This is a genomic window from Pararhodobacter zhoushanensis (assembly GCF_003990445.1).
GTDB lineage: Bacteria > Pseudomonadota > Alphaproteobacteria > Rhodobacterales > Rhodobacteraceae > Pararhodobacter > Pararhodobacter zhoushanensis.
The window spans coordinates 405,453-428,245 of the sequence record NZ_REEZ01000003.1; the positions used below are offsets into that span (position 1 = coordinate 405,453).

Annotated in this window: 23 protein-coding genes; 12 read left to right on the forward strand and 11 right to left on the reverse strand. The window is 65.1% G+C overall.

What is annotated here, in order from left to right:
• Nucleotides 1–131: 131 nt before the first annotated feature.
• Nucleotides 132–548, forward strand: coding sequence for a hypothetical protein (locus tag EAE28_RS10075; RefSeq protein ID WP_127105729.1), 417 nt, complete (start codon nt 132–134; stop codon nt 546–548).
• Between the two features lie 97 nt (nt 549–645).
• Nucleotides 646–1,545 (forward strand): NAD(P)-dependent oxidoreductase, encoded by a 900-nt coding sequence (locus EAE28_RS10080; protein WP_127105731.1) that lies wholly within the window; start codon nt 646–648, stop codon nt 1,543–1,545.
• A gap of 3 nt (nt 1,546–1,548) precedes the next feature.
• Here the strand turns inward: EAE28_RS10080 and EAE28_RS10085 are convergent, their stop codons facing one another.
• The 3 genes from EAE28_RS10085 to EAE28_RS10095 form a co-directional block, all read right to left on the reverse strand.
• Nucleotides 1,549–2,505: a LytTR family DNA-binding domain-containing protein gene (locus EAE28_RS10085; protein ID WP_246022326.1), complete on the reverse strand. Its 957-nt coding sequence runs from the start codon at nt 2,503–2,505 to the stop codon at nt 1,549–1,551.
• Between the two features lie 228 nt (nt 2,506–2,733).
• Nucleotides 2,734–3,657, reverse strand: a complete 924-nt coding sequence (locus EAE28_RS10090; RefSeq protein ID WP_127105733.1) for an ornithine cyclodeaminase family protein — start codon at nt 3,655–3,657, stop codon at nt 2,734–2,736.
• A 287-nt stretch (nt 3,658–3,944) separates the two neighbouring features.
• Nucleotides 3,945–4,559, reverse strand: a complete 615-nt coding sequence (locus EAE28_RS10095) for a MarR family winged helix-turn-helix transcriptional regulator (protein ID WP_127105735.1) — start codon at nt 4,557–4,559, stop codon at nt 3,945–3,947.
• Between the two features lie 134 nt (nt 4,560–4,693).
• Here EAE28_RS10095 and EAE28_RS10100 point away from each other — a divergent pair, with 134 nt between their 5' ends.
• The gene (locus EAE28_RS10100; RefSeq protein WP_127105737.1) at nt 4,694–5,539 is read left to right on the forward strand and encodes an RNA polymerase factor sigma-32; all 846 of its coding nucleotides are present in this window, start codon (nt 4,694–4,696) and stop codon (nt 5,537–5,539) included.
• Nucleotides 5,540–5,634: 95 nt separating this feature from the next.
• On the forward strand, nt 5,635–6,270 hold the full coding sequence (locus tag EAE28_RS10105) for a VanZ family protein (RefSeq protein ID WP_127105739.1): 636 nt from the start codon (nt 5,635–5,637) through the stop codon (nt 6,268–6,270).
• An 11-nt stretch (nt 6,271–6,281) separates the two neighbouring features.
• Here the strand turns inward: EAE28_RS10105 and EAE28_RS10110 are convergent, their stop codons facing one another.
• From EAE28_RS10110 to EAE28_RS10145, 8 genes are all read right to left on the reverse strand, one after another.
• Nucleotides 6,282–7,904 (reverse strand): AMP-binding protein, encoded by a 1,623-nt coding sequence (locus EAE28_RS10110; RefSeq protein ID WP_127105741.1) that lies wholly within the window; start codon nt 7,902–7,904, stop codon nt 6,282–6,284.
• 37 nt (nt 7,905–7,941) lie between these two features.
• Nucleotides 7,942–8,343, reverse strand: coding sequence for a RidA family protein (locus EAE28_RS10115; RefSeq protein ID WP_127105743.1), 402 nt, complete (start codon nt 8,341–8,343; stop codon nt 7,942–7,944).
• On the reverse strand, nt 8,340–9,485 hold the full coding sequence (locus tag EAE28_RS10120) for an acyl-CoA dehydrogenase family protein (RefSeq protein ID WP_127105745.1): 1,146 nt from the start codon (nt 9,483–9,485) through the stop codon (nt 8,340–8,342). The genes EAE28_RS10115 and EAE28_RS10120 overlap by 4 nt, the downstream gene beginning before the upstream one ends.
• A gap of 100 nt (nt 9,486–9,585) precedes the next feature.
• Nucleotides 9,586–10,398, reverse strand: a complete 813-nt coding sequence (locus EAE28_RS10125; RefSeq protein WP_127105747.1) for an enoyl-CoA hydratase family protein — start codon at nt 10,396–10,398, stop codon at nt 9,586–9,588.
• Nucleotides 10,395–10,877 (reverse strand): MarR family winged helix-turn-helix transcriptional regulator, encoded by a 483-nt coding sequence (locus tag EAE28_RS10130; RefSeq protein WP_127105749.1) that lies wholly within the window; start codon nt 10,875–10,877, stop codon nt 10,395–10,397. The genes EAE28_RS10125 and EAE28_RS10130 overlap by 4 nt, the downstream gene beginning before the upstream one ends.
• Nucleotides 10,874–11,614, reverse strand: coding sequence for an SDR family NAD(P)-dependent oxidoreductase (locus tag EAE28_RS10135; RefSeq protein ID WP_127105751.1), 741 nt, complete (start codon nt 11,612–11,614; stop codon nt 10,874–10,876). Before EAE28_RS10135 ends, EAE28_RS10130 begins: the two co-directional genes overlap by 4 nt.
• Complete coding sequence (locus EAE28_RS10140; RefSeq protein WP_127105753.1) at nt 11,611–13,899, reverse strand: bifunctional salicylyl-CoA 5-hydroxylase/oxidoreductase; 2,289 nt, start codon at nt 13,897–13,899, stop codon at nt 11,611–11,613. Before EAE28_RS10140 ends, EAE28_RS10135 begins: the two co-directional genes overlap by 4 nt.
• 114 nt (nt 13,900–14,013) lie before the next feature.
• On the reverse strand, nt 14,014–14,985 hold the full coding sequence (locus EAE28_RS10145; protein WP_127105755.1) for a DUF2125 domain-containing protein: 972 nt from the start codon (nt 14,983–14,985) through the stop codon (nt 14,014–14,016).
• An 89-nt stretch (nt 14,986–15,074) separates the two neighbouring features.
• Here EAE28_RS10145 and EAE28_RS10150 point away from each other — a divergent pair, with 89 nt between their 5' ends.
• From EAE28_RS10150 to EAE28_RS10185, 8 genes are all read left to right on the forward strand, one after another.
• Nucleotides 15,075–15,611: a gamma-glutamylcyclotransferase gene (locus EAE28_RS10150; RefSeq protein WP_127106008.1), complete on the forward strand. Its 537-nt coding sequence runs from the start codon at nt 15,075–15,077 to the stop codon at nt 15,609–15,611.
• Nucleotides 15,612–15,674: 63 nt separating this feature from the next.
• Nucleotides 15,675–16,895 (forward strand): biopolymer transporter ExbB, encoded by a 1,221-nt coding sequence (locus EAE28_RS10155; RefSeq protein ID WP_127105757.1) that lies wholly within the window; start codon nt 15,675–15,677, stop codon nt 16,893–16,895.
• Nucleotides 16,895–19,603 carry a peptidoglycan -binding protein gene (locus EAE28_RS10160; protein WP_127105759.1) on the forward strand — a complete coding sequence of 903 codons (2,709 nt, stop codon included), beginning with the start codon at nt 16,895–16,897 and terminating at the stop codon, nt 19,601–19,603. Before EAE28_RS10155 ends, EAE28_RS10160 begins: the two co-directional genes overlap by 1 nt.
• An 81-nt stretch (nt 19,604–19,684) precedes the next feature.
• On the forward strand, nt 19,685–20,155 hold the full coding sequence (locus EAE28_RS10165) for a YhgE/Pip domain-containing protein (RefSeq protein WP_127105761.1): 471 nt from the start codon (nt 19,685–19,687) through the stop codon (nt 20,153–20,155).
• Between the two features lie 46 nt (nt 20,156–20,201).
• Nucleotides 20,202–21,391 (forward strand): IS3 family transposase gene (locus EAE28_RS10170; protein WP_127105763.1). Its coding sequence is split into 2 segments (ribosomal slippage): nt 20,202–20,451 and nt 20,451–21,391, totalling 1,191 coding nucleotides; the frame shifts between segments, so codons are not numbered across the junction.
• A gap of 59 nt (nt 21,392–21,450) precedes the next feature.
• Nucleotides 21,451–22,050, forward strand: coding sequence for a hypothetical protein (locus tag EAE28_RS10175; RefSeq protein ID WP_127105765.1), 600 nt, complete (start codon nt 21,451–21,453; stop codon nt 22,048–22,050).
• 84 nt (nt 22,051–22,134) lie between these two features.
• Complete coding sequence (locus EAE28_RS10180; RefSeq protein WP_164736604.1) at nt 22,135–22,437, forward strand: TetR/AcrR family transcriptional regulator; 303 nt, start codon at nt 22,135–22,137, stop codon at nt 22,435–22,437.
• Nucleotides 22,438–22,446: 9 nt separating this feature from the next.
• Complete coding sequence (locus EAE28_RS10185; RefSeq protein ID WP_127105769.1) at nt 22,447–22,701, forward strand: hypothetical protein; 255 nt, start codon at nt 22,447–22,449, stop codon at nt 22,699–22,701.
• Nucleotides 22,702–22,793 lie beyond the last annotated feature (92 nt).

Consider the following 22,793-nt stretch of genomic DNA (forward strand, 5'->3'; position numbering starts at 1 on the left):
AAAGCGTTGAAAAGGGCGGTATTGCGGTCACAGTTGCGGGCGCGCGCGCGATGTCGTGATGGTGCGCGCGCTATCGCGATGCCCGCTTTCGTGCAAGATTGCCTGGACCCGTATTCATGAAAGGACCGTTTATGCGACTGACTGCACTGACGTTGTTTGCCGTCACGGCGCTGGGCGCGATGCCTGCTCTTGCCGACGAAGTTTGGGACACGAATATGGGCGAGATCGCCTGGGAAGAGTCGCGCGGCGACGACGCCATCTTGCGTCTGGGGGACGGCGACGGCCTGTTGCGCCTGTTCGTGCCGGGGCTGGCGCGCGACACGATGGGGGGCCGCGGCTCGTATACCGGCGTGTGGGTCGCAGCCGAAAGCGACACGGCCTGCGTGACCGAAATGGTCGATCCGCTGGGCGGCAAGTCGGCATTCTGGGGCACCTTCACAATCACCTTTGTGAACGACGGTTTCCCGTCCGATTTCGCCGGGGTTTACGGCACCTGTCTGGATACGCCGTCGATGCCGGTGCAGGCACACGCCCGCGTCGGCAACTGACCGAGCTTTGCCGGTCAGCGACAAACCTATGTCGCGGATAAACGCGCAGCCCTGCGTGTCTGTGCCAGCCTGAGGGCGGGCAAGCACGGAGGGCGCGATGCGCTACGCTTTCATCGGACTGGGAAAACTGGGCGGCCATCTGGCGGCTTCGCTCGCCGGGGCGGGGCTGTCGCTGGTCGTTCATGACCGCGACGCCGGGCTGCGCGCGCGGTTCGATGCCTTGGGTGTGGACTGGGCCGATACGCCGGCGCAAGCGGTGCAAGGCGCGGATGCAGTGATCACCTGCCTGCCGTCGCCCGTGGTCAGCGAAGCGGTGCTGGAACAGATCCTGCCCGCGATGCGCCCCGGTGCCGACTGGATCGAGATGTCCACGCTGGGCCGCGAGGACGTGCTCCGGCTGGCGGCGCGGGCGCAGAATGCGGGGATGGGCGTGCTCGAATGCCCGGTGACCGGCGGCGTGCATCTGGCGGCGCGGGCCGAGATCACGGTGCTGGTGGGCGGTGAGGCGGCGCAGTTCGCGCGCCACCGCCTGGCGCTTGAGGCGTTGGGCAACCGGATTTTCCATATGGGACCGCTGGGTTCGGCGGCGTTGATCAAAGTGATCACCAACATGCTGGCCTTCATCCATCTGGTCGCGGATGGCGAGGCGCTGATGCTGGCCAAGCGCGGCGGGCTGGATCTGAAAACCGCGTGGGAGGCGATCGCGGCGTCATCTGGCAGCAGTTTCGTGCATGAAACCGAGGGCCAGCTGATCCTGAACGGCAGCTATGACATAGCCTTCACCATGGATCTGGCGCTCAAGGATCTGGGCTTTGCCATGCAGTTTGGCCGGGCCTTCGGTGTGCCGCTGGATCTGGCCTCGATGACCGAGCAGACCTTTGTGAAAGGGCGCGCGGCCTATGGCGGCGGGGCGCAATCGACGCAGATCGTCAAGCTGCTGGAGGACGCGCTGGGCACCGATCTGCGCGCTGCCGGGTTCCCGGCGCGGCTGGAGTAACGCTTATTCCGCCGCCGAGCGCCGTTCGTCCAGCGCCTGCCGTACGGCAGTGCGCTGGCCGCGCGCGACAGGGATGATCTGTCCGTCGATGGTGGTCACTTCCATCCCGCCGCCCTCGGTCCGGGTGAGATCGCAGACGTGGTCCAGATTGACCCACCACGAGCGATGAACGCGCATGCCCTTGAACGGGATCAAGTCCCGCTCGGCATCCGACAGCCGCAACAGCACGGTTGTGGTGCCAAGCGCGGTGGTGACTTCGACATAATGGTCTTGCGCGCGCAGGCTGATCAGATCGCGTCCCAGGGACTGGGGCAATTTTTCAAACAGCAGGGGCACCGGTGTCTCGCGGCTGTCGCCGCGCTCCGGGGAATGCGGCGCTGTGGCCAGCTGCAGCGGCGGATGCGGCGAATGTGCGGCTTCGACCGCGTGATCCTGCACCGTTTCCAGCCGGGCCGAGGCGTCGCGCGCCCTTTGCTGGGTGCGGCGCGTCGCGGCGAAAAAGCCGTTGGTGGTCAGGTGGATGGCAACAAGCGGGACCGAGACAAAGGGAAACAGACTCCAGAATCCACCCGAGGGAGGGGCCCCGCTGGTGATCAGGTTTGCCAGATAAACCAGGCTCATGACGGGCAGGATGCCCAGATTTGCGGTGATCAGCGCCGGAACGAACCAGGGCAGCCCCCAGCGTTGGTTGAGCGCGTTCGAAATGGTCGTCAGCGAGGCCATCAACAGCGTGGCGAAGAGCCCGGTCAACCCCCAGAACACCAGCCGATCGAATAGCGCAAAGCGTTCGAGCGTGTAGAACGGCCCTGAAAGTGTGACGACGACAATCCCGCCAACGAGCACGGTCCAGAAAGAGCGACGGCTGAATAAGGCGCGGATCTCGTGCAGGGCATGGCGCAAAGCCGAGTGCGTCGCACGGGTGTTTGAGGCGGTTTCAGGTGGGCTCTTGTCCTCCGGCATGGTTTTACATCCCCCATAGGTTGCTGAAATACAAGGGTTTTGCAGAAGCAGACGGCAGAACTTCGCCTAAAGTAGTATGATTTTATCGATAAATCAGGCTTATTAATCCGATTGCACCTTTAGGGGGTGTAATTTCCATAGTGGCAACCTGTAGTTGATTTGTTGATGCGGTCATGTGACGGGCGCGGGACACGGGCAGCGATTTCGCAGTCGTCGGGTTTAGGAGCCTTAGGTTTGCGCCTCGCGCCAGCGTGACAGGATCATGCGGGCGGTCATCAGGTCGAGATGCGCGCCGCCGCCGTTCTTGAACACGGTGATGTCCTGCGGACCGCGGCGTCCCGCGCTGCCAGCTGCAAGATCGTGGAAATCACCCAGTACATCGGTCTCTGTGATCGCGCCGCTGGCCAGTGGGATCATCAACTCGCCGATATGTCCCAGCGTCGTCGCCCGGCTGTCGACGAAAAGCCGCCCGCGTTGCAGGGCTTCGTCATCGGCTTCGCGCATGGTGGGGGTATAGGCGCCGATCAGGTCCAGATGCTGACCGGGGCGCAGCCACGCGCCGTGGAGCAACGGATCCGTGGCCATGGTGCAGGTGCTGACAATATCGGCGGCACTGACGGCGGCAGGCAGATCGGTTGTGGCGCGGACACCCTGATAGCGGGCGGCGAGCGCCTGCGCGGACTCGGGCCGGCGGGACCACAGGGTGATGGCAAGATCGGGTTTCCAGGCGCGATAGGCCTCGATCAATGAGGCCGCGACGGTGCCTGCGCCGACGATCAGAAGGCTTTGCGCGTCAGGCCGCGCCAGCAGCCGCGCGCCCAGAAGCGAGTCGCCGGCGGTCTTCCATTTGGTAATCAGGGCGTTGTCGATCACCGCCTCGATCGCGCCGGTCTGATCGTCAAACACCAGCATCGCGCCCTGCACGCTGGGCAGGCCCTTGGCGGCATTGCCGGGGAAGACAGACACTGATTTCACGCCCAACCCCATGCCGTCGATCCAGGCGGCGCGGGAGAGCAGCCGATCTGCTCCGCGCTCCATCAGCACGTCTTTGATCTGGGCCGGGGCGCGGCGGTGGGCGTCAAGGATCGCATCGCCCAGCGCCATCCAGTCGAGCAGGGGTTCAACCGCTTCAAGGGTCAGGACAGGGATCATGCGCGCCTCCATTTCGCAACAGGGTGAAGCGGGGGAGGGGGCGTGTCAACTCTCGCACATATGTTGGAAAAGGAAGGGTCTGGAGAGAGCGCAGTTTCAGGGCGCCGCCAGGCCTGCGGACCTCCAGATGTCAGGCGTTTGAATGCCTGATATTCTGACGCTCGCTGCTTTATTGGCCGGTGTGGGCGTGCGAGCAGCTGCTGGGTATCGGGTTTAAGTCGCTTCGATACACAGCGCGGTCATGGCGCGAGCCGGTCTTCAAAACGGGAATGTTGGAAAACTGACAGTCAGCGCTTTGGACCTTTGGTCGGCGCGAAGTCGATGCACAGCGATTTCATCTCGATCCCGGACAGCATCTGCTGGGTGCAGTGGCAGAACGACTCGTCCGAGTCGGCAGCGTCGCAATGCCCGCAGTCACCGCATTGTCCAAAGGTCGGGGCCGAGCGTCGCTTGGCCAGCGCGACGCCAAGGGTGGTGATCGTGTCGGTCAGCGCCTCGCGTTGCGGCTCGGGCAGCGCGCGGATGCATTCGATCAGATCGCTGAGCGGATCGGCGCAAAGCTTGGCACGCCCGGTTTCGGTCACTTCGATCAGCGCTGAGCGGCGGTCGCTTTCATGGACCCGCTTCTCCAACAATCCCATCGCGATCAGCGATTTGACCGTCTGCGAGGCGGTCCCGCGCGTGGTGGCGTTGAATTCGGAAAAGCCCGACGGGGTGCGCGAAAACCGGTTGGCGCTGGCGAAGTAGCGCAGCGCCGTCCATTGCGCGGGTGTCAGGCTGGGATCCGCCGCCGAGCCATGCACGAGGCGTGCCAGATGCACCAACAATTCGGCCGTGTGACACGGGGCCGAAATGAAGTCGGGGCTGACAGTCCGGGACTTGAAGGCAAAGGGTTCGCTCATGAGGGCTGAGGTAATGTCGCCTTGGTTTGTTGACAAGGGGGACGGCGGCTTGACAACCACGGACCCAGATAGTAGCGTAACAACATCAAATGAATTCGACCCGCTATTATCTGGGCCGCAAAAGGACAATCGTCATGGGTTTCCAGGATCCGCATATCCGTCGCTATGTTCGTGCTTCGATGGCCGAGGAGATCCTCAGCGCCGAGCTTGAGACCGAGCTGGCCGTCGCGTGGCGCGATCATCAGGATGAGTCCGCGTTGCACCGGCTTATTCAGGCCTATGCGCGTCTTGCGGTGTCCTTCGCTGGCCGGTTCAAGCGCTATGACGTGCCCTATGAGGATCTGATCCAGCAGGGTAATCTGGGCCTGATGCGGGCGGCGGAGAAGTTCGATCCCGAAAATGGATCTCGCTTCTCGACCTATGCCGCCTGGTGGATCCGTGCGTCAATGCAGGACTATGTGATGCGCAACTGGTCGCTGGTGCGGACCGGGACCAATGCGACGCAGAAAAAGCTGTTCTTCCATCTGCGCCGCGCGATGCAGAAACACGCCCGCGATGAGAGCGACGAGCCGCTGTCGGTTCGCGTGGCGCGGGAGCTTGAGGTCTCGGTCGAGCATGTCGAGGCGATGATGGGCCGCATGGCTGGCCCCGATCTGTCGCTGGACGCGCCGCAGTCGTCGGACGAGGACGGGCGGTCCTGGGTCGATACGATCGAGGATCAGGACGTCGCGACCGAGGCCGACGTGGTCGAGAAGCTGGACGGTCAGCACCGCCGCAAGGTGCTGTATTCCGCCGTGGAACAGCTGCCCGAACGCGAGCGCCGCATCGTCGCCGCCCGCCATCTGTCGGAAGACCCTGCGACGCTGAGCGATCTGGGTCTGGCGATGGGCATCTCGAAAGAGCGGGTGCGTCAGCTGGAAGAACGCGCGCTGTCGCGGTTGACGGCGCTGGTCCAGTCGGCGAGCACGATCCAGGCTTAGGCCCTTGTTTCGCCACACGGTTCCCGTGTTTCTGCTTAGGTGTTAAGGATAGGTTAAATCCTGTATGATGCCTTTGTTCCTGAAACGGGTACGGTATGACCGAGAGCGACCAGAATGAGGCCCGCCTGAAAACAATGCGCGACGCTCCTTCGGGGGCGCTGCGCACGCTCTTTGTGCATCAGATCTGGCTGTGGCGCTGGTCGGGGCTGGTCGTGGGGCTGTTGCTGGCGATCCTGATCGCTTTCATGACCCTGACACCGCTGCCTGCGCCCAACCTTCTGACGGGTGGCATCGACAAAGTGTATCACTTTGTCGCTTTCGCCACGCTGATCTTTCCCGTCATCGTAACCGATTCGCGCCGCTGGGTCTGGGCTGTGCCGCTGGCGATTGCCTATGGCGGCGCGATTGAGCTGATCCAGCCCTATGTCGGCCGCGGGGCGGAATGGCTGGATTTCGGTGCGGATATCACCGGCGTTCTGGCCGGGGCAGCGCTGGCCGAGTTGCTGCATGACCGCATTCGCGACAAGTTCTTTGCCGTCGATGCACCGCTGGAAACAGGTGATGAAGCGGCCAGTGAAGCGCTGCGCCTGGAAGCGATGCGCACCGAACTGATGGACGAGCTGCGCGAGGTCTTGCGCGAGGAGTTGAAGGGGCTGAACCGCGAACAACCTTCGGCCTCAGCCGCGTCAGAGCCGCGTTCCGAAGAGGAACGCGGCTTGCCTCGTCACTGATCAGGCAGACGTCACTGATCGGGTTTCAGGCGGAAGCGCTGGATCTTGCCCGTCTGCGTCTTGGGCAGGCTTTCGGTAAACACCACCCGGCGCGGGTACTTGTACGGCGCTATCACAGCCTTCACATGATCCTGCAGGCGTTTGACGCAGGCGGCGTCGGGTTCGACCCCTTGCGTCAGCACCACATGCGCCTCGACCACCTGACCGCGATCCGCGTCGGGTACGCCGATCACAGCGCATTCCAGCACATCGGCATGGGCCAGCAGGGCGGCTTCGACCTCGGGGCCCGCAATGTTGTAACCGGCCGAGATGATCATGTCGTCCGAGCGGGCGGCGAAGTGGAAATAGCCCTTGTCGTCACGCCAGAAGCTGTCGCCGGTCAGGTTCCAGCCGTCTTTGACATAGACCTGCTGGCGCTCGGGATCGTCCATGTAGCGGCAGCCGATGGGGCCGCGCACGGCCAGACGGCCGACCTCGCCATCGGGGACGGGCTGCATGTCGGGGCCGACAATGCGCGCCTCATAGCCGGTGACCGGGCGACCGGTGCAGGCGGCCTGACTGTCGTCAAAGCGGTTGGTGACGAAGATATGCAGCATCTCGGTCGCGCCGATCCCGTCCAGCATCGGCTTGCCGGTCTTGGCTTTCCATTCGTCATAGACCGGGCCGGGCAGGGTCTCGCCCGCCGAAACGGCAGCGCGCAGGCTGCTGAGGTCAGCGCCTTCCTCCATCGCCTTGAGCATGACGCGGTAGGCGGTGGGCGCAGTGAAGCAGACGGTGGCGCGGTATTTCTGGATGATCTCGATCATCGAGGGCGGCGAGGCGTTTTCCAAAAGCACGGCGGTGGCGCCAAAGCGCAGCGGGAAGATGGCCAGACCGCCAAGGCCGAAGGTGAAGGCCAGCGGCGGCGAGCCGACAAAAACGTCGTCCGCAGTCACCCCCAGAACTTCCTTGGCGTAGCCATCAGCGATGATCAGCAAGTCGCGGTGGAAATGCATCGTTGCCTTGGGCGTGCCGGTGGTGCCGCTGGTGAAACCCAGCAGGGCCACATCGTCGCGCCCGGTCTCAACCGCCTTGTAGCGCACCGATTTCGACAGCGCGACGCGGTCGAGTTCGGCATCGTGATTGGCGGTGCCATCAAAGCCGACGACGGTTTTCAGCGTGGCCGAGGTCTTGGCGCAGGCCGTCATCTCATCCATCAGGCGCGTGTCGCACAGCGCGTGGGTAATCTGCGCCTTGTCGACGATGGCGGACAGCTCGCCTGCGCGCAGCATCGGCATGGTGTTGACCACCACCGCGCCCGCCTTGGTCGCCGCCAGCCAGCAGGCGACCATCGCCGGGTTGTTGGCCGAGCGGATCAGCACCCGGTTGCCGGGCTTCACACCGTAATCTTCTACCAGCGCATGCGCGATGCGGTTGGTCCAGTCGCTGAGTTCCTTGTAGGTGCGCCCCCGGCCATTGCCGATCAGCGCGGTGTGGTCGCCGAAACCCTTCTCGACCATGCGGTCGGTCAGCTCGACGGCGGCATTGAGCCGCTCGGGGTAGGGAAAACCGCCCAGCAGCAGGTCTGGCCAGAGGTCAGCGGGCGGCAGGTTGTCTCTGGCGAAAGTGTCGGTATGTGCGCTGGGGCCCAGCATTGAGGTAACTCCCTGGTTACGCGGTCTTTATGCCGCTTCAGTCTGGAATAACGGCGGTGGCTTCGATCTCGACCAGAGCGCGGTCTTCGACCAGCGCCACGACCTGCACGAGGGCCATCGCCGGATAGCTGCGGCCCATGTGTTTGCGGTAGACCCGGCCCAGATCCGACAGCGCGTCCAGATAGGCGCGCTTGTCGGTGACAAACCAGGTCAGACGGGTGACATGCTCGGGGCCCGCGCCGCCCTCAGCCAGCACGGCGACGATATTGGCCAGCGCCTGATCGACCTGGCCCAGAAAATCATCGGTCTCGAATTCCTGATCGGCGTTCCAGCCGATCATGCCGCCCAGAAACAGCGTCTTGCCGCGCGCGGCGATGCCATTGGAATAGCCCGGCGTGGCTTTCCAGCCTTTCGGGTGAAGGATGTCGTGAATGCTCATAGGGCACCTCCCAATACCTGTCGCGCGATGACCACGCGTTGAACGTCGCTCGCGCCCTCGTAGATCCGCAGCGCGCGGATCTCGCGGTAGAGGCTTTCGACCATTTCTCCGTGGCGCACCCCGTCGCCGCCGAACAGCTGCACGGCGGTGTCGATGACCTTTTGCGCGGTCTCGGTGGCGTGCAGCTTGGCCATCGCGGCTTCGCGCGTGATGCGCGGCGCGCCCATGTCGCGGGTCCACGCCGCGCGGTAGACCAGCAGGGCCGAGGCGTCGATGCCCAGCGCCATGTCGGCGATGTGGCCCTGCACCATCTGCAGGTCGCTCAGCGGCGCACCCTGCACCCGGCGCGATTGCACCCGCGCCAGTGCCTCATCCAGCGCGCGGCGCGCAAAGCCGAGTGCTGCGGCGCCAACCGAGGGGCGGAAGACGTCGAGCACGGCCATCGCCTGCGCGAAGCCTTTGCCGGCGGTGCCGATCAGCGCCGAGTCGGGCAGGAACGCGTCGGTCAGACGGAAATGGGCGAGCGGGTGGGGCGCGATAACCTCGATCCGGCTGACGATCTCGAAGCCCGGCGTGTCGGCGGGCAAAAGGAAGGCCGACAGCCCGCGTGCGCCCGGCGCTTCGCCGGTGCGGGCGAAAAGCACATAGAGATCGGCAATCCCGCCATTCGAGATATAGGTCTTCTCGCCGTTGATCTTCCAACCCCCGGCGACCTTCTCGGCGCTCATCGCGGTCGCCGCGACGTCCGACCCCGAGCCCGGCTCGGTCAGCGCAAAGGCCGAGACCGCCGTGCCGCTGCGGGTCTTGTCCAGCCAAGTGCGCTGCTCGGGCGAGCCAAAGAGGCTGATCGCCCCCATCCCCAATCCCTGCATCGCAAAGGCGAAATCCGCCAGCCCGTCATGCCTCGCCAAGGTCTCGCGCGACAGGCAAAGTATGCGCAGATCAAAGACCTCGCCCGCCGCCAGCCCCGTCGGCTTCAGGAAACCGGCCTTGCCCATATCGGCGACCAGCGCCCGGCAGGCACCATCCACGTCCGAATGATCCACCGGCAGGTTCAGCGCGCACCAGCCATCCAGCGCCTGCGCCCATTCGCGATGCCGTTCCTCAAAAAACGGCCAGTCCAGAAAACTACGATCCGCCATATCATCTTGCCTCAAATACGCACGGGGGGATTTTCAAGGGGGGCGCGTGCGCTCCCCTTGAAGCAGGGGGTCCGGGGGGCGGCAGCCCCCCGGTGCCCCCTCAATTCCCCTCGAACACCGGTTTCTGTTTTGCCGCAAACGCATGATACGCCCGCGCGAAATCCTGCGTTTTCATGCAGATCGCCTGCGCCTGCGCTTCGGCCTCGATCGCTTGTTCCAGCCCCATCGACCATTCGTGGTTCAGCTGGGTCTTGGTCATCATATGCGCGAAATTCGGCCCCGCGGCGATGCGGCGGGCCATCTCGGCGGCGGCGGCTTCCAGTGCGTCACTGTCGTGCAACGCGTTCCAGAAGCCCCAGGCGTGGCCCTCGTCGGCCTTCATCGACCGTCCGGTATAGAGCAGTTCGGCCGCGCGGCCTTGGCCGATGATGCGGGGCAGGATCGCGCAGGCGCCCATGTCAGCCCCGGCCAGACCCACGCGGGTGAAGAGGAAGGCGCAGGTGGCCTGCGGCGTGGCGATGCGCAGATCGGCGGCCATCGCCAAGATCGCCCCGGCCCCGGCGCAGACGCCGTCCACCGCCGCGATCACCGGCTTGCCACAGGCGATGATCGCCTTGACCAGATCGCCGGTCATGCGGGTAAAGGCCAGCAGTTCGGGCATCTCCATCGCCACCAGCGGGCCGATGATTTCATGCACATCGCCGCCCGAGCAGAAATTCCCGCCGTTCGGGGCCAGCACGACCACATCCACATCGTCGGCATAGGGCAGGGCGCGGAAGGTGTCGCGCAGTTCGGCGTAGCTGTCGAAGGTCAGCGGGTTCTTGCGCTCGGGCCGCATCAGGCGGATCGTGGCGACCCGGTCCTCGACGGACCAGAGGAAATGCTGCGGTTTGAGGTCAGCGAGCTGGGTCATGTGGGCTCCTTGTCGGCAACGGCATGGGCCGGGGTGTGGGACGGATCGGCGTCGGGAAGGGCGCGGCGCAGGATGTCTCGCAGGCTGTCGAGATCGGCCTCGGTCAGATGTTCGAGCAGACCGTCGAGCCGTTCCTCATGTCCCGTGGCCATGGATTGAAACGCAACCGTACCCGCATCGGTCAGCGCGACATGCACCGTGCGGCGGTCGCCCGGTGCCGGCGTGCGGCGCGCAAAGCCGTCCTTCTCCAGCCGGTCCACCACCGCCGTGGCATTGCCGTTCGATACCAGCAGCATGCGCGAGAGTTCGGACATGGTGACATCACCGTGCTGGCGATAGAGCGCGGCCATCACGTCAAAGCGCGGCAGCGTGGTGTCATGGGCCGTGCGCAGATAGTCGCGCAGATCCGCCTCGACGCTGCGGGTCAGCCGCAGCAGGCGGATCCAGGTGCGCAGGCGGCGTTTGGACAGCGCGCTCATATTTCTCCTCCGGTGACGGACAGGGCGTGACCGTTGATCATTGAGGCACCGGGCGACGCCAGAAACAGCGCGGCTGCAGCCACCTCGGAAACGTCGATCATGCGTTTCATCGGGTTGTCGGCGACGAGTTGCGCCTCGGCTTCGGCGCGGGTCAGGCCATAGCGGTTCTGGACCGCCTCGACGGCGACCTGTGCCAGCGGCGTGTCCACGAATCCCGGACAGATCGCGTTGCAGGTGATGCCCCGCTTGGCCACATCGAGCGCGACCGAGCGCACCAGCCCGATCACCCCATGTTTGGCCGCCGCATAGGCCGGGATCGTCGCCCCGCCCTTGAGCCCGGCGACCGAGGCCATGGCGATCAGCCGCCCGCCCGGCGCCATGCCGGCGCGCAAAGCCTCGCGGAAGGTCAGGAAAGTGCCGGTCAGGTTCACCGCCAGTGTGGCATTCCATTGCGCCAGCGTGACCGATTTCAGCCCGCCAGCCGGGCCGCCGCCCGCATTGGCGACAACCACGTCAAACGGTGTGGCGAACAGTGCTGTGACCGCGTCCTCATCGGTCACATCGGCGGCGAGGCAGGTCATGCCCCGCCCGGCGTCGGTCTCGGCCAGTGCTTCGAGCCCACGTCCGGTGATGGTTACCGCGTCGCCCTGATCGGCAAAGGCACGCGCAACCTCGCGCCCGATGCCCGAGCCACCGCCGGTGATCAGCACCCGCCTTGGTGTCACGGCACTGCTCATGCCCGGATCGCGTCCTGCTGCGCGCGCTCGGCCAGACGGCGGGCCTGATCCGCGCCCGCCAGATAGGGCTGCGGCCATTGTGTGCCGGTGTCGCCCAACGCCACGGCGGCGTGCAGGGTCCAGTAGGGATCGGCCAGATGCGGACGGGCAAGGCAGACAAGGTCCGCACGCCCGGCCATCAGGATCGAGTTGACGTGATCGGTCTCGAAGATGTTGCCGACGGCCATGGTGGCGATGCCGGTCTCGTTGCGGATGCGGTCCGAGAACGGGGTCTGGAACATGCGGCCATAGACCGGCTTGGCGTCGGTCGTGGTCTGACCGGCAGAGACGTCGATGATATCCGCGCCAGCGGCGTGGAACATCCGGGCGATTTCAACCGCGTCGTCGGGGGTGACGCCATCGTCGCCAACCCAGTCGTTGGCCGAGATCCGCACCGACATCGGTTTGTTCGCAGGCCAGACCGCGCGCATGGCGGTGAAGACCTCGAGCGGATAGCGCATGCGGTTTTCCAGGCTGCCGCCGTATTCGTCCGAGCGGATGTTCGAAGTCGGCGAGATGAAGGCCGAGATCAGGTAGCCGTGGGCGGCGTGGAACTCGATCATGTCGAAGCCCGCGCGCTCGGCCATCTGCGCCGAGGCGACGAACTGGTCGCGCACCATGTCCATATCGGCGCGGGTCATCGCACGCGGAATGGCGTTAGCGGGCGACCACGGCAGGGGCGAGGGGTTCATGATTTCCCAGTTGCCGCTGTCGAGCGGCACATCGGTGCCTTCCCAGCCCAGCTTGGTCGAGCCTTTGCGGCCCGAGTGACCGATCTGGCAGCAGATCTTCGCGTGCGTTTCGGCATGCACGAAGCTGGTCAGGCGTTTCCACGCGGCCTCGTGTTCCGGCGCATACAGGCCGGGGCAGCCGGGGGTGATGCGCCCTTGGGGCGAGACGCAGGTCATTTCGGTATAGACCAGCCCCGCGCCACCCTTGGCGCGCTCGGCATAGTGGCTGAAGTGCCAGTCCGTCGGGCAGCCATCCACGGCCTTGTATTGTGCCATCGGCGAGACGACGACGCGGTTGGCAAGCGTCATGTCGCGCAAGCGGTAGGGGGCGAACATTGGCGCGCGGCCCGGTTGGCCTCCGGCTTGCTCCTGAAACCAGTCCTCGGCCCCGCGCAGCCATTTGGGATCGCGCAGGCGCAGGTTCTCGTGGCTGATGCGCTGCGAGCGGGTGAGCAGCGAATAGGCGAACTGCGGGGCGGGCATGTCAAGGTAACGCTCGACTTCCTCGAACCATTCCAGCGAGTTGCGCGCTGCGGACTGCAAGCGCAGCACCTCAACCCGGCGCTCTTCCTGATAACGCTTGAAGGCGCCCTCAAGGGTGGGTTCGGAATGCAGGTAATCGGCCAGCGCGATGGCGCTGTCAAAAGCCAGACGCGAGCCCGAGCCGATCGAGAAGTGGCCGGTGGCCGCCGCATCGCCCATCAGCACGACGTTCTCGTGATACCACGTCTCGCAGATTACGCGGGGGAACTGCATCCACACCGCCGAGCCGCGCAGGTGTTCGGCGTTCGACATCAGCGCGTGACCATCCAGATGCTCGGCAAAGATCTCGCGGCAGGTCTCGACGATTGCTTCCTTGGACATGCCCTCAAAGCCCCAGCGGTCCCACGTCTCGGGCAGGCATTCGACGATGAAAGTCGCGGTCTGGTCGTCGAACTGGTAGATATGCGCCCAGACCCAGCCATGCTTGGTCTTCTCGAAGATGAAGGTGAAGGCGTCGTTGAATTTCTGATGCGTACCCAGCCAGACGAACTTGCATTTGCGCATGTCGATGTCGGGTTGGAAGACGTCGGCATATTCGGTGCGGACACGCGAGTTGATGCCGTCGCAGGCGACAACGATGTCGTAATCCTTGCGGTAGCTTTCGGCGGAGGCGAATTCGGTCTCAAACTGCAGATCGACGCCCAGTTCGCGGGCGCGCTGCTGCAGGATGATCAGCATCTGCTTGCGGCCGATCCCGGCAAAGCCATGACCCCCCGAGACATTGCGCTGGCCCTGATGGACCACGGCGATGTCGTCCCAATAGGCAAAGTGATCGCGGATCGCGTCGGTCGAGGTGGGATCGTTCTTCTGCATGCGGGTCAGCGCGTCATCTGACAGCACAACGCCCCAGCCAAACGTGTCATTGGCGCGGTTGCGTTCCAGCACCGTGACCTGGTGCGAAGGGTCGCGCAGCTTCATCGAAATTGCGAAATAGAGGCCCGCAGGGCCGCCGCCAAGGCACAGAATTTTCATCGATCAGGTCTCCCTCTTCACCCAGAGCGTGACATTTCGAACTTTAAATTTCAAGCTTAAAATGAATCGGCGCCGCAGAGGGCCCTCTGGCCGGAAAAGCCCTTGGTTTGCAGGTCAGACGCGGGGGAGGGTGCCCAGCAGCAGCGGCCCGATATGCACATCGCCATTGAGTACTGAAAGCGGTGCTTCGATGGTATCGCCCGACTCGCCCACCGCCATCGCGGCCAGCGTCTCAGACAGCAGCCCGTGGTATTCCGGCGTCAGCAGCCCGGCGTCGCGGGCGCGTTCCAGCAAGAGGCGCCAGCCGGTGACGGTCAGCGTCACATCGCCCGACAGCATGCCGTCGTCGCCGGGGGTCAGGCGACCGGCGGCCAGAATGTCGTACTCGGGCGATTTGATCCGCCCGCCGGTCAGCGTGACGCGGGTCAGGCGCGGCTCGGGGCCGTCAAAGAGGTGGCGGTCGAGGGGGCGGTCGAATTCCAGCTCGGCATCGGCGCGCAGGACCTCGAAGCGCCGGGGCCACAGGCCCTCGGGGTCGATTTGCGTCATCAGGCCGGGATCGGGGAAGACGTTCTCGGCCAGAACGGCCAGCTCGTGCTCGTTCCCGGCAACGCGGCGGGTGGCGAAGCGCAAGGCGTCAAAGCTGTGCGTGCTCTGGTCAAGCTGCAGGTCCAGATCGCGCCCGACCAGCGTGAAGCGGTCGAGCGGCAGGTCCAGCCCGGCCTCCATCTGCAGCGAGGCGCGCAGGTCGCTGCTGTGCAGCGTCGCCTGAACGCCATTGGCGCTGATCGCCTGATCATGGGCAAAGACCGCGACCAGATGGTTCAGGCGGTAGGTCAGCGCAAAGAGCTGCACGAAAGGCGCGGTCCACTCGACCCTGTCCACCGCGAGGCGGGGCTGGTCGAGCGTGACGTCAAAGCGGTTGGGAAAGCCCTGAATGTGATGCGCTTCGGCGGACACTTCGGGTACATGGGCCAGTCCGTTGGTGATCGCACGGTCCAGCGCGCGCATACCGATGAACCAATAGCCACACCAGGCTGCAGTTGCCAAGACGGCCAGCACCGTCAATGCCTTGATCGCTCGCATCCCTGGTCCCCGTTGCTTTTTGCTGCCCTTGCTGTGTACATGCCCGGCAACGGCGCTGCCAGACCTGCTGCGCTCACAAAAGGCCCATGATGCAGTCGCTCTGGATATTCGGATACGGATCGCTGGTGTGGAACCCCGGTTTCGCGTGGTCCTCACGTCAGTTGGCACAATTGGCGGGGTTTCGCCGGTCGTTCTGCATGCTGTCGATCCACCACCGCGGGACCGAGGAAAAGCCGGGACTGGTGCTGGCACTGGACGCCGCGGAAGACGCCAGTTGCAACGGCGTCGCGTTCGAGGTGTCAGGCGAGATTGCCGATGAGACGCTCGAGTATCTGCGGGCGCGCGAGCTGATCTCGGCGGCGTATCTGGAGCGGGTCGAGACGCTGAGCCTTGAAGACGGGCGGCAGGTTCAGGCCGTGGTCTATGTGATCGACCGCGCGCATTGGCAATATTGCGGCGCGCTGACGCTGGAAGATCAGGCGCAGCGCATCGCCGGGGCTGTCGGCGGGCGCGGGCCCAACAGTGAATATCTGCACCAGACAGCGGCGCATCTTGCCGCGCTGGGCTTGCCGGATGACGAGCTGGAATGGCTGTCTTCTCGCGTGAAGGTGTTACAAGCGACGTAGTTCTATATTGGCAAATCCTTGCCAGACCTCTAGATTTTGTGGGGACACAAGCAGGTGGCACGAATGGCGAGACCGTTGAGAGCAGGGGCTCTGGGACCGATTGACCGGGTCCAGTTCACCCCGCCGTTGCGCCAGCTTACCCTGATGGTGATCTCGCTGGCGCTGGTCAGCGCGGGCGTGTCGTTCGCCTATCCGCGCGTCTCGGGGATCTTTCTGGCTAACGTCTGGCTGAACGGCTTTATCGCGCTGGTCTTTGTGATCGGCGTGTTCGCGACGATCTGGCAGACGTCGCAGCTGTTTTCTTCCGTGCGCTGGATCGGCGGCTTTGTGGCGGGGACGCCGGGCCACCAGATCACCATCGCCCCGCGTCTGCTGGCACCGCTGGCGTCCTTGCTGCGCTCGCATGGGACCGGCGGGCATATCTCGGCCACTTCGGCGCGTTCTATTCTGGAATCGGTGGGCACCCGGATCGAAGAAGAGCGTGACATCACGCGCTATCTGGTCAACCTGCTGATTTTCCTTGGCCTTTTGGGCACGTTCTATGGCCTTGCCACCTCGGTTCCCGCTGTGGTCGAAACCATCCGCTCGCTCGCCCCGCAAGAGGGGGAAAGCGCGCTGAACGGGTTTGGCCGGTTGATGACCGGGCTTGAGGCGCAGATGGGCGGGATGGGGACGGCGTTCTCGTCATCCTTGCTGGGTCTGGCCGGATCGCTGGTTGTCGGCATTCTGGAACTCTTCGCCAGTCAGGCGCAGAACCGCTTCTACCGCCAGCTTGAGGAATGGCTGTCCTCGATCACCCGTCTGGGCACGGCGCAAGGCGACGGTGAAGGCGGCGAAGGGCTGGGCATGATTGCCGAAGTTCTCGACAGTCTGGCCGAACAGATGGAAGGCATGCGCGAGCTGCAATCGCAGGCCGAGGCCGGACGCGCGCAGCTGGACGGGGCGCTGGAAACACTGGCCGGCGCCGTGTCGCGACTGGCGGACCGGGGGCAAAACGACGGGGCGACAGGCCGCGCCTTGCAACAGCTGGCCGAGGGCCAAGAGCGTCTGATCGCACTGATCGAGCGTCAGGGCGCGACCGAAGACGAGCCGCATATCGAGGCTGAGACGCGGATGCGCCTGCGCTCGATGGACGTGCAACTGGTTCGGATCCTTGAGGAACTCTCGGCCGGGCGGCAAGAAGCGATGGCCGATCTGCGCGGCGATCTGGCCAGCCTGACGCAAGCGGTGCGCATGCTCAACCGGCAGCAGCCGCCCAGCGTCGGATACGAGGACAATTACTGATGGGACTGTCCCGGCGCGGCGGCGGGCAGCGGTTCTCGGCCTCGATCTGGCCGGGATTCGTCGATGCGATGACGGCGCTGTTGCTGGTGCTGATGTTCGTGCTGTCGATCTTTCTGATCGTGCAAAGCGTGCTGCGCGAGACGATCACCACGCAGGACCACGAGCTTGAGGGGCTGACCGCGCAGGTTGCCAGCCTGACCGACGCGCTGGGCCTGTCGCGCACCCGCGTCGGGGCCTTGCAAGGGCAGGTGGCGGGTCTGAACAGCGATCTTGAGGCGCTGCGCGACACGGCTCGGCAGCAAGAGGCGTCGATTGCCGCGCTGGGCCGCGAGCTGACCGCGCGCGAGACGGATCTTGAGACCGCGCGCACGCAGATCACCAGCTTTGAAGCGCAGGTCGCCGCGCTGATTGCACAGCGCACGGATCTGACCGAGCAGCTGGCAAGCACCGAGGCACGTCGCGACGAATTGCTCAGCGAATCCGAAGCTTTGAACGCGGCGCTGGCCCGCTCACGCGATGAGATGGACGCGCAGGTCGAGGCCGCGCGACTGGCTGCCGCCGAACGCGAAGCGGTCGAGGCGGCGTTGGCCGACATGCGGACGCGGGCAGAAACCGGTGAGGCCTCGCTGGCCGAAATGCTGGCGCGCCTGACCGAGACCGAGGCGGCGCGCACGGCGGCGACGGCCGCGCTGGATGCGACGTCCGAGCAACTGGCCCTGTTGCGCACCCAGCAGGCCGAGACCCTGACGCAGTTGCAACAGACCCAGACTGCGCGCGACGACGCCCTGCGCCTGCAACAGAGCGCGGCGGCGACGCTGGCTGAACGCGAAGCGGCGCTGGCCAGTCTGGCGGCGCAAAGCGAGACACAGGCGGCGCGAATTGCCGAGCTGGATGCGACCCTGAGCGACAGCGAGCTTGCCCGGCAGCAGGCCTTGGCCGAGCTGGCGGCGCTGGACGAGACCACGCAGACGCGGATCGCCGATTTGGAAGCCTCGCTCAGCGACGCCGATCTGGCGCGGCAGCGGGCGCTGGCTGAGCTGGCGACGTTGGACGAGGCCACGCAGGCGCGGATTGCCGAGCTGGAAGCCTCGCTCAGCGATGCCGAGCTGGCACGGCAGCAGGCGCTGGCAGATCTTGCCACGCTGGATGACACCACGCGCGCGCAGGTTTCTGCCCTGGAGGCGGCGCTGTCGGATGAGCAGATCGCGCGGCAGCAGGCGCTGGCCGATCTTGCCGCGCTGGATACGGCGACGCAGGCGCGAGTTGCCGCGCTTGAGGCCAGCCTGAGCGACGCCGATCTGGCGCGCCAGCAGGCCTTGGCGGATCTGGCCAGCCTCGATGCGCAAACTCAGGCGCGGATCGCCGAACTTGAGGCGAGTCTCTCTGCCACCGATCTGGCGCGGCAGCAAGCGCTGGCCCAGCTTGCCACGCTGGATGACACGACCCGGGCGCGCATCGCCGCGCTGGAAACGCAACTCAGCGACAGTGATCTGGCCCGGCAGCAGGCGCTGGCCGATCTGGCCACGCTGGATGCGGCGACCCGGGCGCGGGTGGCCGATCTTGAGGGCCAACTCAGCGACTCCGACGTGGCGCGGCAACTGGCGCTGGCGCAACTGGCGCAGGCCCGCGACACGCTGGGGACCGATCTGGACGAAGCCGAGCGCGCCCGTCTGGCCGAGGCGGCTGCAGCCGAAGCGCTGCGTCAACGGCTGGCCGGGGTGCAGGAAACGCTGGATGAGGCCGAGCGCGACCGCCTCGCGCAGCGCGCTGCCGCCGAAGCGCTGCGCGAGCGGCTGGCCGGGGCCGATGCCGAACTGACCGCGATGACCATGGCACTGGAGGCGCAGCGCCAGCGGGCCGAGGAAACGCTGACCCTGCTCGCTGCCGCGCAGGCGGCGCGGGACGAGGCGCAGACCGCGCGCGATCAGCAACTGACCGAATCCGAAACCCGCAATGCCCTGCTGCAACTGGCCCAGCAACAGCTGAGCGACGCCGAGAGCGCCTCAACCGAAGATCAGCGCCGGCTGGCGTTGCTCAACGAACAGGTTGCGCAATTGCAGCGACAGGTGGCCGGGCTGCAGGATCTGCTGGGAGAATCGCGCGCGCGGGAAACCACGGCAAGCACGCAGATCGAATCGCTGGGCTCGGACCTGAACTCGGCCTTGGCCCGCGTCGCCGCAGAAGAGCGCCGACGGGCAGAGCTGGAAGAGGCCGAGCGCCGCAGGCTTGAGGCCGAAGCACAGCGTCTTGAGCGGTATCGTTCTGAATTCTTTGGCCAAATGCGCGACATTATCGGCGGGCGCGAGGGCGTGCAGATCGTCGGGGACCGTTTTGTGTTCCAGTCCGAAGTGCTGTTCGAGCAGGGCTCGGCGGATCTGTCGGCGGCCGGTCAGGCGCAGATTGCCAATGTCGGGCTGATCCTGCTGGACGCCGCGCGCGAGATCCCGGACTCGATCGACTGGGTGCTGCGCGTCGATGGCCATACCGATGACGCGGCGATCCGTCCGGGCGGGCGCTATGCCTCGAACTGGGAACTGAGCCAGGCGCGCGCGCTGTCGGTGGTGCTGTATCTGATCGACGCGCTGGGCTTCCCGCCCGAGCGGCTGGCGGCGACCGGGTTTGGCGAATACCGGCCCGTCGTGCCGGGCTCTTCGCCCGAGGCGCGGGCGGCCAACCGGCGGATTGAACTGAAACTGACAGAGCGCTGAACGCGGCCTGCGATGGGGCAGGGCGTGCGCGATCGGGGGGTGTGAGTGATCACTCACTCACAAACCCCCGGAGTTGCCCCCATGTCCTTTATCGCCTCTGCCCTGCGCGAGCGGCCGATCCTGCGCGGCGCGCTGATCGTCCCCTCGGTCATCGCGCTGATCTTCTCGCTGTTCAACCTCTCGGCCGCGCCCGACCCGGCGGCGCTGGCCAGCCACATCACCATCGCTACCGTTAACCATGATGCCGGTCTGCCGTTTCCCCCCATCAATGTCGCCGAGCGGATGATCAGCGGTCTGTCGCAGCGTCTGCCGATGCCTCTGCAGACCTATGGCAGCGACGCCGAGGCCCGCGCCGCGCTTGAAGGCGAAGACGTGCAGGCGGTGTTAATCTTCCCGCAAGAGTTTTCGCTTAGCGTGTCAGGCAGCGACCCGGTGCCGCTGACCCTGATCACCTCGGGCAGTCTGACCATGGCCGTGTCGCAGCTTACCGGCGCGTTGCCGGGGATGGTGGAATCCGGCGTGGCAGCGGCGGTGCAGTTGAATTGCCCCTAGATTTGTAGACGCCTTGCTTGGTAATTTTGGAAGCAAGGAGGACGCGATGTCCGGAGCTAGATTCACAGACGAGTTCAAGCGCGATGCAGTCGCTCAGGTCGATGAGAGAGGTTACCCGGTGCGCGCGGTGGCCGAGCGGCTGGGGGTCAGCACCAAGTCGATCTACACTTGGCAGAAGCAGTTTTCGCGGCCGGCGAAGGTGATCCAGGAGGTTGATGCCCAAGCCGACGAGATCCGCCGGCTGAAGCGCGATCTGGCGCGGGTGACGGAGGAGTGGGACATCTTAAAAAAGGCGACCGCATACTTCGCCAGGGAATCCCGGTGAGGTATGCGTTCATTGCGGAGAACCGGCTGATTTTTGCGGTCAGGGCCATTTGCCGGATGTTGCTGGTTCATCCTAGCGGCTTTTATGCGTGGTTGCGCGAACCCCTTTCCCCGCGGGCGCTGGAGGATCAGCGTCAAACCAAGCTCATCAAGACAGCTTGGAAGGAAAGTGGCGAGGTCTACGGATACCGCAAGTTGCCCCCTCTCGTTGATTGCGTCGCAATCAACGAGAGGGCAAGGGATGATCTGTGTGACCTTGGCGAAGACATCAGCCCCAACCGGGCTTGGCGTTTGGCACGTCTGGCGGGCATAAGGGCTCAGATTGGTTACAAAAAGAAGCCCGGATCTTACGGTGGCAGCCCGGCCGTCGTGGCCGACAATACGCTGAACCGGGAGTTCGATGTCGATGCTCCCGACCAGTTTTGGGTCACAGATATCACCTACATCCGCACCCACGAGGGGTTCCTGTATCTGGCGGTCGTGATTGATCTGTATTCCCGGCGCGTCATTGGCTGGTCAATGCAGGGCCGCACCTATGCCGATCTTCCGCTGCAAGCTCTGCTGATGGCCGTCTGGCGGCGCAAACCAAAGACCAAGGTCCACGTGCACTCCGACCAAGGTTCCCAGTTCACCGGCTACGAGTGGCAGGAGTTCCTCGATCAGCACAATCTGGTCCCCAGTATGAGCCGTCGCGGAAACTGCTGGGACAACGCTGTGGTGGAGAGCTTCTTCAACCTGCTCAAACGCGAACGGATCAGGCGCAAGAAATACAAAACCCGCGAAGAAGCCCGGCGCGACGTGTTCGATTACATCGAGTTCTTCTACAACCCACTGCGCAAACACGTTAGGAACGGCATGCTGTCACCGATTGCCTTCGAACAGCAGCAGAAACTGAAACTGCAAGGCGTCTAGGAAACTGGGGGCTATTCAAGTCGATCCGGCTGGCGATGGCACAGGGGCGGATGCCGGATATGGCGTCGCCCGTTGCGTTGACGGCTGAGACGGTGAACCCATCGGCGAACCCCGCCGCCCGGATCGCGCCATTCGTTGCGGGCTTCGCCACCGCGCTGGCGGCGATGGTCGGCGCGATCATCGGCTGGGTTGGGACGCGCGGCCTGGGCAGCCTGCGGGCCTTGCGGTTGCGGGTCATTTTTGCGGTCGTCGCCATGCCGGTCGCCGCGCTGGTGATGGCGTCCATCGTCACGGGCTTTGCTGGCGGCGCCTTTGTGGGCCTTTGGCTGGCGATCGCGCTTCTGGGGATCGCCTTTGGCTGGTTCGCGGCGGGGGCGCTTGCGCTGGTTGGCCCGGTCGCGCTGCTGGTACTGGTGCCGTTGGTCTTCTGGCAGGCGGTGCTCGGCGGCGCGCAGGTCCAGATGACCGCAGCCCCGGTCTGGCTGCACTGGCTGGCCCCGCTGGGCATCGACCAGATCGGTGCGCATTACCGCAGCCTGATCATCGCGGGCGGTCATCCGTTCCCCTGGGGGCTGGCGGCAGGCGCGGCGGTTCTGGGTTTGGGCATGCTGATCCTGCGCGCGTTGCTCGTGCGCGGCCGCATCCCTGTGACCGCATGAGTTCCGATCTGCCGACATCGACGGCCGCGATCCTCATCGCGATCGAGGCCGGGGAGGGACCCCTCGCACCCAAAAAAGCGCGCGGTGATCGAGGCGGCCTTGCTCTGCTTTGCCGAGCAGGGCTATGCGGCCACCTCGACCCGCGAGATCGCGCGCCGGGCAGGGGTGGCCGAGGCAACAATCTTCCGACATTTCGTGTCGAAATCCGACCTATTGCTGCGCATCGTCCGGCCATTGGCACAGCGGATCATCCTGCCTTCGATTGATGACTCCCGCGCGCTGATACTCGACGCGTCCGGCGATATCGAAGAGGTGATTCGCCGCGTCATGCTGTTGCGCCTTGCCTTCGCCGACGCGCACGCCCCGATTGTCCGCATCCTGCTCTAGGAACTGCCGGTGAACCCGGATGTTCAGGGCCTTATGCAGCACGGACCGGGCGCTTCGGTGATGGCGCTCGCCGAGGCGGTCATCGCGCAAGGGGTGACGGACGGCCAACTACGCCCGATCCCGGTGCGCCGGTTCCTGCGCCTCCTCGCCTCGTCCATCATCGGCTATTGGGTCACCCGCTCGATGATAGCGCCGGGCGACTGTGACGACGCGGCGGAAATCGACGCCATGGCCAAAACCCTCGCTCAGGGCCTGCGCCCCTGAGCCCCTCATCTGTCTGAAAATATCCTCGGGGGGTGAATTCGCTGCAAGCGAAGAGGGGGGCGGAAAGCCCCCCTGCCTTGCGCCGCGCGCAG